Source organism: Pseudomonas sp. LBUM1663 (genome assembly GCF_059695905.1).
In genome coordinates this window covers 6,558,615-6,572,912 of the sequence record NZ_CP166792.1, presented here as the reverse complement: position 1 = coordinate 6,572,912, position 14,298 = coordinate 6,558,615, and the positions used below count along the sequence as shown (strand labels likewise).

The 14,298-nt window shown below is 59.6% G+C and carries 12 protein-coding genes and 1 pseudogene; 5 read left to right on the top strand and 8 right to left on the bottom strand.

The window, feature by feature from the left end:
- Nucleotides 1–114: 114 nt before the first annotated feature.
- Nucleotides 115–324, top strand: a complete 210-nt coding sequence (locus ACA075_RS30145) for a PA3496 family putative envelope integrity protein (protein WP_008030742.1) — start codon at nucleotides 115–117, stop codon at nucleotides 322–324.
- On the opposite strand, the gene ACA075_RS30140 is transcribed toward ACA075_RS30145, so the two are convergent.
- Nucleotides 266–1,228 (bottom strand): LysR family transcriptional regulator, encoded by a 963-nt coding sequence (locus ACA075_RS30140; RefSeq protein ID WP_461977983.1) that lies wholly within the window; start codon nucleotides 1,226–1,228, stop codon nucleotides 266–268. The genes ACA075_RS30145 and ACA075_RS30140 overlap by 59 nt on opposite strands.
- 189 nt (nucleotides 1,229–1,417) lie before the next feature.
- Here ACA075_RS30140 and ACA075_RS30135 point away from each other — a divergent pair, with 189 nt between their 5' ends.
- Both ACA075_RS30135 and oadA read left to right on the top strand, forming a co-directional pair.
- Nucleotides 1,418–2,833 carry an acetyl-CoA carboxylase biotin carboxylase subunit gene (locus ACA075_RS30135; RefSeq protein WP_008156643.1) on the top strand — a complete coding sequence of 472 codons (1,416 nt, stop codon included), beginning with the start codon at nucleotides 1,418–1,420 and terminating at the stop codon, nucleotides 2,831–2,833.
- 11 nt (nucleotides 2,834–2,844) lie between these two features.
- Nucleotides 2,845–4,653, top strand: coding sequence for a sodium-extruding oxaloacetate decarboxylase subunit alpha (gene oadA / locus ACA075_RS30130; protein WP_497296721.1), 1,809 nt, complete (start codon nucleotides 2,845–2,847; stop codon nucleotides 4,651–4,653).
- A 144-nt stretch (nucleotides 4,654–4,797) separates the two neighbouring features.
- Here oadA and ACA075_RS30125 read toward each other — a convergent pair whose 3' ends face one another.
- The 4 genes and pseudogenes from ACA075_RS30125 to ACA075_RS30110 form a co-directional block, all read right to left on the bottom strand.
- Nucleotides 4,798–7,113 (bottom strand): autotransporter outer membrane beta-barrel domain-containing protein, encoded by a 2,316-nt coding sequence (locus ACA075_RS30125; RefSeq protein ID WP_497296720.1) that lies wholly within the window; start codon nucleotides 7,111–7,113, stop codon nucleotides 4,798–4,800.
- Between the two features lie 199 nt (nucleotides 7,114–7,312).
- Nucleotides 7,313–7,965: pseudogene (locus tag ACA075_RS30120) on the bottom strand (autotransporter outer membrane beta-barrel domain-containing protein); the annotation flags it as partial.
- Between the two features lie 124 nt (nucleotides 7,966–8,089).
- A complete protein-coding gene (locus tag ACA075_RS30115; RefSeq protein ID WP_497296719.1) occupies nucleotides 8,090–8,926 on the bottom strand; it encodes an amino acid ABC transporter permease in 837 nt (278 codons plus the stop codon).
- A complete protein-coding gene (locus ACA075_RS30110; RefSeq protein ID WP_497296718.1) occupies nucleotides 8,923–9,744 on the bottom strand; it encodes an ABC transporter substrate-binding protein in 822 nt (273 codons plus the stop codon). The genes ACA075_RS30115 and ACA075_RS30110 overlap by 4 nt, the downstream gene beginning before the upstream one ends.
- Before the next feature lie 110 nt (nucleotides 9,745–9,854).
- On the opposite strand from ACA075_RS30110, the gene ACA075_RS30105 reads away from it, so the two are divergent.
- Nucleotides 9,855–10,754: a homocysteine S-methyltransferase family protein gene (locus tag ACA075_RS30105; RefSeq protein ID WP_497296716.1), complete on the top strand. Its 900-nt coding sequence runs from the start codon at nucleotides 9,855–9,857 to the stop codon at nucleotides 10,752–10,754.
- A 133-nt stretch (nucleotides 10,755–10,887) separates the two neighbouring features.
- On the opposite strand, the gene ACA075_RS30100 is transcribed toward ACA075_RS30105, so the two are convergent.
- From ACA075_RS30100 to ACA075_RS30090, 3 genes are read right to left on the bottom strand one after another with little or no spacing between them, the layout of a single operon-like run.
- Complete coding sequence (locus tag ACA075_RS30100) at nucleotides 10,888–11,559, bottom strand: GNAT family N-acetyltransferase (protein WP_497296715.1); 672 nt, start codon at nucleotides 11,557–11,559, stop codon at nucleotides 10,888–10,890.
- 17 nt (nucleotides 11,560–11,576) lie between these two features.
- Entirely contained in the window at nucleotides 11,577–12,023 is a 447-nt protein-coding gene (locus ACA075_RS30095) for a GNAT family N-acetyltransferase (RefSeq protein WP_497296714.1), read from the bottom strand.
- A gap of 9 nt (nucleotides 12,024–12,032) precedes the next feature.
- A complete protein-coding gene (locus ACA075_RS30090; protein WP_497296713.1) occupies nucleotides 12,033–12,656 on the bottom strand; it encodes an FMN-binding negative transcriptional regulator in 624 nt (207 codons plus the stop codon).
- A gap of 90 nt (nucleotides 12,657–12,746) precedes the next feature.
- Here ACA075_RS30090 and pdxR point away from each other — a divergent pair, with 90 nt between their 5' ends.
- Nucleotides 12,747–14,297 (top strand): MocR-like pyridoxine biosynthesis transcription factor PdxR, encoded by a 1,551-nt coding sequence (gene pdxR, locus ACA075_RS30085; protein WP_497296711.1) that lies wholly within the window; start codon nucleotides 12,747–12,749, stop codon nucleotides 14,295–14,297.
- The last annotated feature ends 1 nt before the right edge of the window (nucleotide 14,298 follow it).

Here is a 14,298-nt window from a genome sequence, read left to right as displayed (position 1 = left end):
GCCACAGGTTTGCGGTAAGTCTGCGAGTTTCATCGTTCTGTAACCCGCCCGCCGCCAAACCGTCATCCCTCGCGCCTATCTTGAAACTCCCGTAATCGCCTTGGGAGACTCGAAATGGCCCAGCCCTACGAAGAACGCAACAGCGCCGTCAAAACCCGTCGTCAGCAAGAAGATCAGCGCCGCATGGAGTTTCGCCGCGCCATCGAAGACCGCTGCGAACGCCGTCAGCTGCTGGCCGAGATCGGTGATTTCCCTGAGCTTGAGCTCAACTACTGGCAGGCAGCTCCCGCAACTTCCCGTCGAAACGCTCAACCAGGGCGCTGATTTGCACCCGTTCGCTGCGGATAAACGCAAGGAATGCGTGGGCCACCGGTGACAACCGTTTGGCCTTGGCCTGCACCAGGCACCAGCTGCGGTACAGCGGCAGTTCTTCGACCGGTAACTCGATCAATCCACCGGTCGCCAACTCAAGGTTCAGGGCGTGGCGCGTCAACAGCGCGACGCCCAGACCCGCCAGCACACATTCACGCTGGGCTTCGGCCGAAGCGACCTCCTGGGTCTGGTTGAAGTGCACGCGTTTCTCTTTGAAATACTCTTCACACGCCAGACGCGTTCCGGAGCCGGGTTCGCGCAGCAACAGGGTGTAAGGCTCGAGGTCTTGCAAGCGCAGCGGCCCCATGTGGCACAGCGGATGGTCCGGCGGCGCGACGGCAACGATCGGATTGTTGAGGAACGGCAGAAACTCCAGCCCCATGTCCTGCGGCACCATGGACATGATCACCAGGTCGTCGCGGTTATCAGACAATCGACGGATCACCTGCCCTCGGTTGACCACCGTCAGTTGCAGATTCACTTCCGGATGTTGGCGCTTGAACGCAGCAAACAAGTGCGGGACGAAATACTTGGCGCTGGATTCCACCGCCAGTTTCAGCTGGCCCTGCAGCGATCCCTGCATGTCCGAGAGTTGCATATCGAGGTTTTCCAGGCGCCCGAAAATGTCCCGACTGGCGCGCTGGAGTGCTTCGGCGGCCTCAGTCATGTAGAGTTTTTTGCCGACGTAATCGAACAGAGGTTGCCCAATCAGCTCTTCAAGTTGACGAATCTGTAGGCTCACGGCCGGTTGGGTGAGAGACATTTCATCGGCTGCACGGCTGTAGGACCGCAAATCACAGACTTCATTGAAGATTTGTAATTGACGCAATGTCATACGCATCAAGGACTTACGCATTTTCTAGGCGCTCTCACCGCAGGCTGATGAGTCAACTATAAGTCTTTACTTATGCCTGACCCAATTATTATTCATTTTTGTTAATCCCTTGTGGGGGCTAGTGTGGGGCTGCGACTAAATCGAAACATTTAGTCACGCGTCGACCTGTCTAGCGGGTCGTGGGTACCACCGGCTCAAGGGAACCTCCAAGTGATAAAAAAGATCCTGATCGCCAACCGTGGTGAAATTGCCGTGCGAATCGTGCGTGCGTGCGCCGAGATGGGCATTCGCTCGGTCGCGATCTATTCCGACGCCGACCGCCATGCCTTGCATGTGAAGCGTGCGGACGAGGCCCACAGCATTGGTGCCGAGCCACTGGCCGGTTACCTGAATGCGCGCAAGCTGGTGAATCTGGCGGTGGAAACCGGTTGTGATGCCTTGCATCCCGGCTACGGCTTCCTCTCGGAAAACGCCGAGCTGGCAGATATCTGCGCTGAACGCGGCATCAAATTCATTGGTCCATCGGCTGAAGTCATCCGCCGCATGGGCGACAAGACCGAAGCGCGCCGCAGCATGATCAAGGCGGGCGTGCCGGTCACTCCAGGCACCGAAGGCAACGTCGCGGACATCGCCGAAGCCCTGATCGAAGGTGATCGCATCGGTTATCCGGTCATGCTCAAGGCCACCTCCGGTGGTGGCGGCCGGGGTATTCGTCGTTGCGACAGCCGTGAAGAACTCGAACAAGCCTTCCCGCGAGTCATTTCAGAAGCCACCAAAGCGTTTGGTTCGGCTGAAGTGTTCCTGGAAAAATGCATCGTCAATCCGAAACACATTGAAGCGCAGATCCTCGGCGACAGCTTTGGCAACGTGGTGCACCTGTTCGAGCGTGATTGCTCGATCCAGCGCCGCAACCAGAAGCTCATCGAAATTGCTCCAAGCCCGCAACTGACCCCGGAACAGCGCGCCTACATCGGCGACCTGTCGGTGCGCGCAGCCAAGGCTGTGGGTTACGAGAACGCCGGCACCGTGGAGTTCCTGCTCGCCGAGGGCGAGGTGTACTTCATGGAGATGAACACCCGCGTGCAGGTGGAACACACCATCACCGAAGAAATCACCGGGATCGACATTGTCCGTGAGCAGATCCGCATTGCGTCCGGCCTGCCGCTGTCGGTGAAACAGGAAGACATCCAGCACCGCGGTTTCGCGCTGCAATTCCGGATCAACGCCGAAGACCCGAAAAACAACTTCCTGCCGAGCTTCGGCAAGATAACCCGTTACTACGCACCCGGCGGCCCCGGCGTGCGCACCGACACGGCCATCTACACCGGCTACACCATTCCGCCGTTCTACGACTCCATGTGCCTGAAACTGGTGGTGTGGGCGCTGACCTGGGAAGAAGCGATGGACCGTGGCTTGCGCGCCCTCGACGACATGCGTCTGCAGGGGGTCAAGACCACCGCCGCGTACTACCAGGAAATCCTGCGTAACCCGGAATTCCGTAGCGGCCAGTTCAACACCAGCTTCGTTGAAAGCCACCCTGAACTGACCAACTACTCGATCAAGCGCAAACCCGAAGAGCTGGCCCTGGCCATCGCCGCCGCCATCGCCGCCCACGCAGGCCTGTGAGGAATAAAACAATGTCCAAGAAAATCCACGTTACCGACACAATCCTGCGCGACGCCCACCAATCGCTGCTCGCCACCCGCATGCGCACCGAAGACATGCTGCCGATCTGCGACAAGCTCGACAAAGTCGGCTACTGGTCGCTGGAATGCTGGGGCGGCGCGACGTTCGACGCCTGCGTTCGTTTCCTCAAGGAAGACCCGTGGGAGCGTCTGCGCCAGCTGCGCGCTGCGCTGCCTAACACGCGCCTGCAAATGCTCCTGCGTGGCCAGAACCTGCTGGGCTACCGCCACTACAGCGATGACGTGGTCAGGGCTTTCGTCGCCAAGGCTGCGGTCAACGGCATCGACGTATTCCGCATCTTCGATGCCATGAACGATGTGCGTAACCTGCGCGTGGCCATCGAAGCCGTAAAAGCGGCCGGCAAACATGCCCAAGGCACCATCGCGTACACCACCAGCCCGGTGCACACCATCGACGCGTTCGTGGCTCAAGCCAAACAAATGGAAGCCATGGGTTGCGACTCGGTGGCGATCAAGGACATGGCCGGCCTGCTGACCCCTTACGCCACCGGCGAACTGGTCAAGGCATTGAAATCCGAGCAGTCGCTGCCGGTATTCATCCACTCCCACGACACCGCTGGCCTGGCCACGATGTGCCAACTCAAGGCCATCGAAAACGGTGCCGATCACATCGACACCGCGATCTCCAGCTTCGCCTCGGGCACCAGCCACCCAGGCACCGAGTCGATGGTCGCTGCCCTGAAAGGCAGCGAGTTCGACACCGGCCTGAATCTGGAACTGCTGCAAGAGATCGGCCTGTACTTCTACGCCGTGCGCAAGAAGTACCACCAGTTCGAAAGCGAATTCACCGCCGTCGACACCCGCGTGCAAGTCAACCAGGTACCGGGCGGGATGATCTCCAACCTGGCCAACCAGCTGAAAGAGCAGGGGGCCCTGAACCGCATGGCGGAAGTGCTGGCCGAAATCCCGCGGGTTCGTGAAGACCTCGGTTTCCCGCCGCTGGTAACCCCGACCTCGCAAATCGTTGGCACCCAGGCGTTTTTCAACGTGCTGGCCGGCGAGCGCTACAAGACCATCACCAACGAAGTGAAGCTCTACCTGCAAGGCGGCTACGGCAAGGCGCCGGGCACCGTTAACGAGAAACTGCGTCGTCAGGCGATTGGTAACGAAGAAGTGATCGATGTGCGTCCGGCCGATCTGCTGAAGCCGGAAATGACCAAGCTGCGTGCCGAAATCGGTGCCGTGGCCAAGTCTGAAGAAGACGTGCTGACCTACGCCATGTTCCCGGACATCGGCCGCAAATTCCTCGAAGAACGTGCGGCCGGCACCCTGACGCCAGAAGTACTGCTGCCGATTCCTGAAGCAGGCGGTGTGACCTCGGCTGGTGGCGAAGGCGTGCCAACCGAGTTCGTCATCGACGTCCACGGTGAAACCTACCGCGTCGACATTACCGGTGTCGGCGTCAAGGCCGAAGGCAAACGTCACTTCTACCTGTCCATCGACGGCATGCCGGAAGAAGTGGTGTTCGAACCGCTCAACGAATTCGTCAGCGGCGGTAGCAGCAAGCGCAAGCAGGCCACTGCTCCGGGCCACGTCAGCACCACCATGCCGGGCAACATCGTCGACGTGCTGGTCAAGGAAGGCGACACCGTGAAAGCGGGGCAAGCCGTGCTGATTACCGAAGCAATGAAGATGGAAACCGAAGTCCAGGCGGCCATCGCCGGTAAAGTCACCGCCATCCATGTGGCCAAGGGCGACCGGGTGAACCCGGGCGAAATCCTGATCGAGATCGAAGGCTGAGTTAACAGCCTCGATACACCGTTTTAAACCTCGGGGGGGCATGTGCTCCCCTTTTTTTTCGTCCGGAGTTTCGCATTGGAAAATGTGGGAACGTCGCCCTGAGCAGGCGCGCTCCCACAGGTATTGCGGTGAATCAGTCGTTGATCAGAACGCCATCTTCCACTGCCCCATCACGCCATGATTGCGGCTATCAGTGCCGACCTCACCACTGAGGCCGACTCCTAGCGAGTGTTTCGCTGACAAGCCAAGGTCCAGACCTGCATCAACCAGCAAGCTGTCACGGTCCAGCGGCGCACCGGAAACGGTGAAGTTCTTCCCGCCCGTTGCCAGTCTTTGACGGGTGTCGCTGTCGATATCCCCGTAGGTGTGTTTCCAGCCGGCACTGAACCGCGGGGTCAGTTGCATGCCGTTATCCAGCGTGTTGATCTTCGCCAGTCGCAGGCCGAACGTGCTGTTGAGGTTGTTCTGGGTTTGTCCTTGGACTTTCAACGCTGCCGCGCCGCCTTTTTCCGTGTAACCGTCGCGCTGATAGCGTTGGTAGCCAAGGCTGGCAAACGGTTCGATGCTGACATTGGCTCGCCCCAGGTTGTAACCCACTTCGGCGAAGGCCTGCTGGGTGCTGGCCGCGTAACGGCCTTCGGGGCGGTCGCTGAAACCGTTGAAGGCAACCCGGCGTTTAGTGCTCCCGTCGTGATTGCTGTAGGTCGCGCCCAGGCGCAGTGACATCGGGCCGTTCTGGCGCAGGGCATAAGCACCCAAGTGCCAGCTGTCGAGATCGCCGTCGAGTTCGCGGCTGTCCAGGCGGGTGTCGGACTTGCCGCCCATCACACCGATACGCCATTCCTCATCGACGCCCCAATCCGCGCCCAGGACAAGGCCTTTGGTAGAGGTTTGCAGAGCGTCGTGGTCGCGATCCAGCGTTCCGCCGTGCCCCAAGGCTTGCAGCCAGACCCTGCCGTTTCCTTCGCTGCCGGCGGCCTGGCGTGGTGCGTTGGATCGGTGGCCGGGTTTGTTGTACGCGCTGGCGCTGTCCAGTTGGCGCATGGTCGAGAGCAGGGAGGCGCTGACCGGGCTGTCACTGTTCAGGGTTGCCTTGGCGAGGTTGGCGTTGTTGCCGGCGGCCAGTTGTTCGATTGCGTAGGAGGCGGTCACTTTGTCACTGCCGAGCAGGGCGCTGACAGCGGCGTTTGCGGAGGTGGTTGGTTTTGGTGCTGTAGCGACGGGATTGGTCGTTTTTGAAGGATTTGAAGCAGTGGCGGGCTTGGGTGAATCGGAGGTTGATGATGGACCCGCGGCTGTCGGGGGTGTTTCGGCTGGAGCGGTCGGCGTGGTTGCGGTGTCGGGAGTGTCGGTGCTTGCCGGTTGATTCAGGTTTTCAGCGATAGGTAGCGGAATTTCTGATGAGGCCTGTTCCTGCGGTATGTCCTTCGGCTCTTCGATGCTTTTAGCGAGCTCCTTTCCGTTCTCGCTGCTCGCGGCACTCTCGAAGGGCGCACCGTTACGGGTGAAGATCAGATCAACTTTCTTCTCTTTTGTGTAGTCGACCTCAGGCGTTAAAAACGCAAGGTTGTTGAGAACTTTTCCAAATCTGCCTTCTACTTTATCGGCAACAAGGATCGTGTTTGCGCTAACCAGAGGGTAGTCACCGGGTGCTGCGACGATGTTCAGCGTGGCGCCACCAAGACTTGCTGTGCCACCGACTAATATCGCTTCACTTTTGCGGTCGGCATCGACCTCGTAGGTCAGTTCGGCTGTTTTAGAAAGTGTTAAGTCACCTGATATTTTCGGGGCGCCGTGCATTTTGTCTACGGAGAATTTCCCGTTCACCTGCAGGGCGCCAACTAATCCATTGCCAACAAATGCACCTTTTTCATCAATAACAACGTCACCTCTAATTTCCCCCGAGTTTTTCAGGATTCCTCCTGATTGCACCGTCACGCCGCCGCCAATCTTGCCAGTATTGACAAGCGTACCCTGGGCCAGCGCTCCTCCTGTGATATGCCCATCGTTTATCAGCGTTGCTTTGGGACGGACTAGAACGCCGGTATTGAAGTCACCGGAACCATTCAAACTCCACGTACTTCGTTTTAGCTCCAGACCTTCGAAGCGACGACTCTCGCCTAACGTGCCGCCGCTCGCGGTATCAAGTTGCAGGAAGTTGGTACCGCCACCACCGTCAACTGCCCCAGTGAGGCTTCCGCGACCAGAAACGATGACTAACTCATTTTTATCACTGAGTTTCGGATTTGCACCTTCCGCTACCTTGCTGATTGGGACCTTGATGGTGTCGGGGTCGGTGATGAATGCTTCAAGAGCCGCCAGGAGTTGAGCCGGGGTTTCAGCAGCAGGCGTTAGGGTTTCGGCAGGCAGCTGTTGGGCGAGTGATATTTCGGTACAACCCAACGCAAGCGCAATGGCCAGTGCCAAGTGTTGTGGGCGAAATTTGTGTTGAACGGGCATCGTGTTTGACCTCAATTAACGGGAGGTCAAACTCTAAATAGAGCGCTTCTATGCCGATGTCAGCCGGTTCCGGCGCGTTTGCGGGCGGTGTCAGATTGTTGAGTAGAAAATAGCCGCTCGCTTGATCGAGAGGATTTTTGGCCGCTCGAGCGAAAGACCTTTCTTACAAGTAATCAAGACACCGCCGGCTAGCGCAAACTCAGAAACTCATCTGCCACTGCCCAATCACCCCATGATTGCGGCTATTGCTCCCCCTCTCTCCGCTGTACCCAACCCCCACCGAATGCCGCGCCGAAATGCCCAGGTCCAGCCCGGCTTTCAGCACCAGACTGTCACGGTCCAGCGAACTGCCATCAACGCTGAAGGCTGTCCCCCCGACCACGAATGCCTGGCGCGTTGAGTTGCTGACATCGCCATACGTGTGCTTCCAGCCAGCGGTCATGCGGGGCGTCAGACTCATGCCGTTTTCCAGCGAACTCAGGTGCGCCAGGCGCAGGCCGAAGGTGCTGCTGAAGTTGTCCTGGGTTTGCTTGTCGACCTGAAGTGCAGCCGCGCCACCTTTTTCCTGGTAGCTGTCGCGGTAATAACGCCGGTAGCCGAGGTTGGCAACGGCTCGGCGCTGAGACGGCCGCTGCCCATTGCATAGCCCAGTTCGGCGAAGGCCTGTTGGCTGTCGTCGTAATCGCCTTTTGGCCGGTCGCTGAAGCCGTCGAAGGCCACCGTGCGTTTGCTTTCACCTTGATGACCGCTGTACGCGGCACGGAGACGCGAAGCGAGTGGGCCGCTTTGGCGCAAGGCATAAACGCCGGCGTGCCAGCTGTCGACATTGCCATCGACGCCCGGGGCATTCACCGCCAGGGTTGAGCTGTTCAGGTTCGCCGACCCGCCGACCTTGATTGGCGCGCTGCTGCCATCGGCATTGACGCTGTAGGCCAGGGTGTTTTTACAGATTGATGTCTGCGTGTGCACCTTAAGCCTAACTCCGACTCAAATACGCCTTCCCATAATGCCGCTCCATCCTTGCCTGAATCAGCTCCAGCCCAATCGACATTACCCAGTAAATAATCGCCGCGGTCGTCAACATCTCGATATACCGATAGCTCGACCGCCCATACGATTGCGCCAAAAACATCACCTCCCAAACCCCCATCACCGAGATCAGCGACGAGTCTTTGAGCATCGAGATGAATTGGTTGGTGGTCGGCGGGATGATGGTGCGCATGGCCTGGGGCAGGGTGACGCGCCAGAAGATCACGGTTTCGCGCATGCCCAGTGCCAGGGAGGCTTCGCGTTGTCCGTGGGCGACGCCGAGGATGCCAGCGCGGAAGATTTCGCTCAGGTAGGCGCCGTAGTTGAGTGACAGGGCAATGATGCCGGCGGTGACTGCGCCCGGGACGACGCCCAGTTGCGGCAGGCCGAGGTAGATCAGCAGGATCTGGATCAGCAGCGGCGTGCCACGAAAGAACGAGGCGTAGAAACTGGCGATGCCGAAGGCCACGGCGCTTTTCGACAGCCGCGCCAGAGCGGTGATGAAACCCAGCAGTGACGACGTCACGATTGAGGCCAGGCACAGAAACAGCGTCAGCGCCGCGCCTTGCAGGAAGCCGTTCGGCGCCAGGTGCAGGCCGATCAGGTTGGGCAGTTTGTCGAGGATGATCGAGAACTTCAGGTCGAAGCTCAGAAAGAAACTGGCGAACAAACCCAGCATCGCCGCCCACGTCAGGTACAGCCGCGTGCGGAAACCGAAGATCCGTTGCAGTCTCGACTCAGCCACCGGTTGCGGCGGCTGAGGAGGTTTTGGGAAAGAAGTCATTGACTGATATCGGCGCCGATCCATTTTTGCGAGAGCTTGCTCAGGGTGCCGTCCTGTTTCAGTTGCGCAAAGACCTCACGCACCTTGGCGTCCCACTGAGCGTCACCTTTCTCGATGGCCACCGAGTTCGGCTCCGAATACAGCGGCTCGCCGGCCAGCTTGAAGCGTTTGTCTTCGGTCAGGCGCGGTTGCGCGGTGACGAGGTTGGTGAGGATCGCATCCAGTCGCACGCCGGCCCCCAGCCCCAGGTCCTGGAACGCCACGTTATCGGTGTCATACGGCGCGATTTGCACGTCCTCGAACGGGTACTGCAACTGGGTGTCTTCAGCGCCTTCGATCACCAGATTTTTGTTCAGGTAACTTTCGTAGCTGGAGGCGCTGGTGAGGCCGACTTTCTTGCCGCTGAGGTCCTTGGCGCTGTGAATGCGATCATCCTTGGCATTGACCACGATCACGGCTGGCGAAGCGTAGTACTCAACCGGGAAATCGAAGACTTCGGCCCGTGCCTTGCTGGGCGTCATCGAGCAAACGCAGATGTCGTAGCGACCACTCCAGCGACCGGCAGCGATGACGTCCCAGGACGGCGTTTCCAGACGCAGTTTGACCCCCAGTTTGTCCGCCACGGCTTTGGCCACATCGACGTCAAACCCGTCGAGCTGGTTCTGGTCATTGAGGAACGAGAACGGTGGGTAGCTTTCCATCAACACGCCCACCAGTTCGTTCTTCTGCTCGATGCGGTTAAGTGTCGCTCCGCCAAAGGCTTGGGTGGAGGCAGCCAGAATCGTCAGGCCCAGGGCCAGGAGTGGTTGATATTTCACAGTCGATCCCTGAAAAAAGTGGTTGTGATTAACCGAATGGTGCGTATTAAATAGTTATAAGAACTACCTTGGTAGTGAGTTATTTTCATAAGCATATGAGTGAAAAGCATATGAGCGCAGGAAGCACTGTAATTCTGGATGGCGGCATGGGTCGTGAGCTGCAGCGCGCAGGCGCGCCGTTCAGGCAGCCCGAATGGTCGGCGCTGGCCTTGAGTGAAGCGCCGCGGGCAGTGGAAGCGGTGCACGCGGCTTATATCGAAAGTGGCGCCAGCGTGATCACCAGCAACAGTTACGCGGTGGTGCCATTTCACATCGGCGAAGAGCGTTTTGCAGCAGAAGGGCAGGCCCTCGCTTCGCTGGCCGGTGAATTGGCGCGGCGTGCGGTGGAGGCTTCGGGCAAGGCTGTACGTGTAGCCGGTTCGTTGCCACCGTTGTTCGGCTCCTATCGCCCAGACCTTTTTGACGCTGCTCGGGTGACTGAATTGTTGACGCCGTTGGTCAAGGGACTGGCGCCTCATGTCGACCTGTGGCTAGCCGAAACACAGAGCTCAATCGTTGAGGCGCGGGCGATTCACGCCGGTCTGCCGAAGGATGGAAAGCCGTTCTGGCTGTCCTTTACCTTGAAGGATGAGGACACGGACGAAGTGCCGCGTTTACGTTCCGGTGAGCCCGTAGCTGAGGCCGCTGCGGTGGCGGCTGAACTGGGCGTCGAGGCGTTGCTGTTCAACTGCAGTCAGCCGGAAGTGATCGGTGCTGCGATCGATGCGGCGCGGGAAACCTTTCAGCGTTTGGGGGTGAAGATTCACATCGGCGCGTACGCCAATGCCTTCCCGCCACAACCGAAAGAGGCCACGGCCAATGACGGTCTGGACCCGTTGCGTGAAGACCTCGACCCGCCGGGGTATGTGCAGTGGGCGGCCGACTGGAAAGCGCGCGGCGCCAGCCATCTGGGCGGATGCTGCGGGATTGGGCCGGAGCATATTGCGGTGCTTGCCCAAAAGTTAGCGTGATGCCAATTGTCGGAACGCCGCCCGGAGCCGGCTCGCTCCCACACGGGTTATGTGTTGATCACAACAGTGTGGTCAACCGAAAACCTGTGTGAGCGAGGCTTGCCCGCGAAGGCGTCCGTCCAGGCGCCGTAAATTACCCGCGGCACTCGACCAGTGTTTTCACCTGCCCGGAATCCGTCTGGTTTTCATCGGATAGCCACCGCTCAAACCCCGCACCTATCGCCGGCCATTCTGAATCCAGAATCGAATACCACGCCGTATCCCGGTTCTGCCCTTTCACCACCATGTGCTGACGGAACACGCCTTCAAAACTGAACCCCAGCCGCTCGGCCGCATACTTGGAGCGGGCGTTGCCGTTGTTGCATTTCCACTCCAGGCGCCGGTAGCCCAACGCGAAGGATTCCTTGGCCAGTAAGTAAACCGCCTCGGTGCTCTTCGGCGAACGCTGCATCGGCGCGCCGAAGGTGACGTGGCCGATTTCGATGCGACCTTGGGCCGGGACGATCGACATCAGACTCAGGAGGCCCTGCACATCACCGCTGGCACGGTCGATCACGCTGAAAAAATACGGGTCGCTGTTGGCCGCATGGTTGTTCAGCCAATCGTTGAAAGCGCTGCGTTCCGGGAAAGGGCCGTAAGGCAAATAGTCCCAGAGTTTCGGGTCCGATCCCGGGCCTTGCAGGGCTTTCCACAAACCCTCGGCGTGACGCGCCGGGTCGAGTTTTTCCAGGCGGATGAAACGCCCTTCGATGGTTTGAACCGACGGCGCCGGGGCGCCTTTCCAGTCTGCGAGTGAAGTCGACACGGTGTTCTCCTTGAACCTTAAAGGGCTTTGCGAAACTGGATGAAACCGGGGCGTTCGGCGATGCGCTCGTAGAGCTGGATCGCGGTGGCGTTGGTTTCGTGGGTCAGCCAGTGGACCTTGCAGCAACCGTCCGCTTTAGCGGTGGTATACACGAATTCGATGAGCTTGCGGCCAATGCCGGTGCCTCGGGTTTGCGGTGTTACCAACAAGTCTTGAAGGTAGCAGGAGTTTTCGATGCTCCAGTTCGAGCGATGGTAGATGAAGTTAACCATGCCGACCGCTTTGCCATTGACCCACGCCAGCGCCGAATGAGTCGGTTCATTCTGGTCGAGCATGCGCTGCCAGGTGCTGTCCGTGACAGCTTCGGGCAATTCGGTGTTGTAGAAGCGCAGGTAGGCTTGCCACAGCGGCAGCCAGGCGGCGTGATCGTCTGCGCAGACCTGGCGAATTTCAATCTGACTCATGTTCATTCCTTAACGCATCAACTGGGCGAGGGCTTGGTCGTGCACATCAGGGCTGGCAGCGAGCCCCTCGCGCACACCGGCGATGTCTGCGGGGCTGCGGTTCTGACTGAGCTTGCGCTTGCCTTCCAGGCGCTGGATCGGCAGGGCAAACCCGACGATGGCCTTGAGCATGCCGTCGATGTAGTCGACGGGCGCGTCGGTGACTTTCCATGGCTGCTGGCGACTCGCTTCGTGACGATCGGTCAGCGCGCTCACGAGGTTGAGCAGGCGATCGGCATCGGTGAACACCTCGGCTGTTCCGTAAGCGTGTACGGCGACGTAGTTCCAGGTCGGCACGACTTTGCCGTGCTCGGCTTTGCTCGGGTAAAACCCCGGGCTGACGTAGGCATCGGCACCGGCAAAAATCACCAGGGCTTCGGCACCGTTCTGCAGTTCCTTCCACTGGGGATTGCCCCGGGCGAAGTGGCCGTAGAGGGTGCCATTGGGGCCCTGCTCAGGATTGAATAACAGCGGCAGATGACTGGCTTGCAAGCCTTGTTCGCCGTGGGTGACCACCATGGCGAGACGCGTGTCGAGTATCTGCTGCTGCAGTTCATGCAAATCGTTGATGGCAAAACCGCTGGGGTTGTACATGGAAATATTCCTTGGCGAATGCACCCATCCTAGGCAGGCTATTGGTCTGTTGTAAGAGCCATTAATGACCAATTTCATAGGTCCATTGTCATGAGCGAAACGCCGCTGTCACTGTCGTTCAACCCCGCCGGTATCGAACTCGACCGCCGACAGGGCCTGAGTCGCCAGCTCTATCAGACCTTGCGCCTGCGGGTGCTCGACGGACGACTGGCCAGTGGCACGCGATTGCCGGCCACTCGGGATCTGGCGGCGGCGTTGGCGATTTCTCGCAACAGCGTGGTGCGGGCCTACGATCAACTCTATGCCGAGGGGTTTATCGAAGGGCGTGTCGGTGACGGGACTTACGTTGCGCAATTGCCTCAAACCGCGGCATCGCAAAAAAAATTATCCACAAAAGTATCCACAGGGTTGTCAACAGGGTTACCCACAGCCTTATCCACAAATCGGCTGGATTTACTTGTTATTTCATCCAGTAAAGTTATCCACAGTGGCGCGTTGGGGCGTGTAGAAAAGAACCATTTGGCCCTGCCGCCGAGCGGTCCGCCGCGAGCCTTTCGGGTCGGTGTGCCGGCGTTCGATCTGTTTCCTTTCGAGGTCTGGGCCAAGCTGAATGCGGCTTTCTGGCGAAAACCGGATTTACAGCAACTGTGTTATGGCGATCCGGCGGGGGACGAGCGTTTGCGTGGCATGATCGCCGCGTATTTGCGCAGTTCGCGAGGGATGCAGTGTTCGGCTGAACAAATAGTGATCACCAGTGGCGCGCAGCAGGGGATTAGCCTTTGTGCACAGCTGCTGGTGGAGCCGGGCGATGGGGTGGCGATCGAGAATCCGGGGTATCGGGCGGCAGGTCATGCGTTCGCCGTGGCCGGTGCGCAATTGCATGGTGTGGCGGTGGACAGTGAGGGCATCGACTGCAACGAATTGAACGGCCTCAGCGATTGTCGACTGGCGTATGTCACACCATCGCATCAATACCCGACCGGGGTGGTGATGAGCCTGGCGCGACGTCTTGAGTTACTGGCCTGGGCCGAACGCACCCAAGGCTGGATCGTCGAGGACGATTACGATGGCGAATACCGTTACAGCGGCGCGCCACTGGCTCCGTTGGCCGCACTCGACCGGCAGGGCCGGGTTTTGTACGTCGGGACGTTTGGCAAAGTCGCCTTCCCGGCACTGCGCCTGGGTTACCTGGTGTTGCCGCCAACGCTGGTGCAGGCGTTCTCGCAACGGCGGGCGGTGGACGTCCGGCATTCCGAGGTCAGTACTCAGGCGGTCATGGCCGAGTTCATGGCTGCCGGGCATTTCCAGCGGCACATCCGCCGCATGCGCCGGGCGGCCCTGAGCCGCCGCAATACCTTGCTGGCCGGTTGGCCGCAGAACATTCCCGGCATCGGCAGCCTGCCGAGTGTCGCGGCAGGGCTGCATCTGACCGTGGCAGTCGACTCACAGGCCCGCGAGCGCGAACTGGTGGCGCAGGCGGCCAGCGTCGATGTCGAGATCAATGCGCTGAGCGGCTACTGGTTGCCCGACTCGACAAAACCTGCGGACCAGCGCGCCGGGCTGGTCCTGGGGTTCGCGGCGGTGCCCGAGGCGGCCATCAGTGCCGCACTCGGGCGACTGGAAAAGGTCTGGCGTCGTTAAG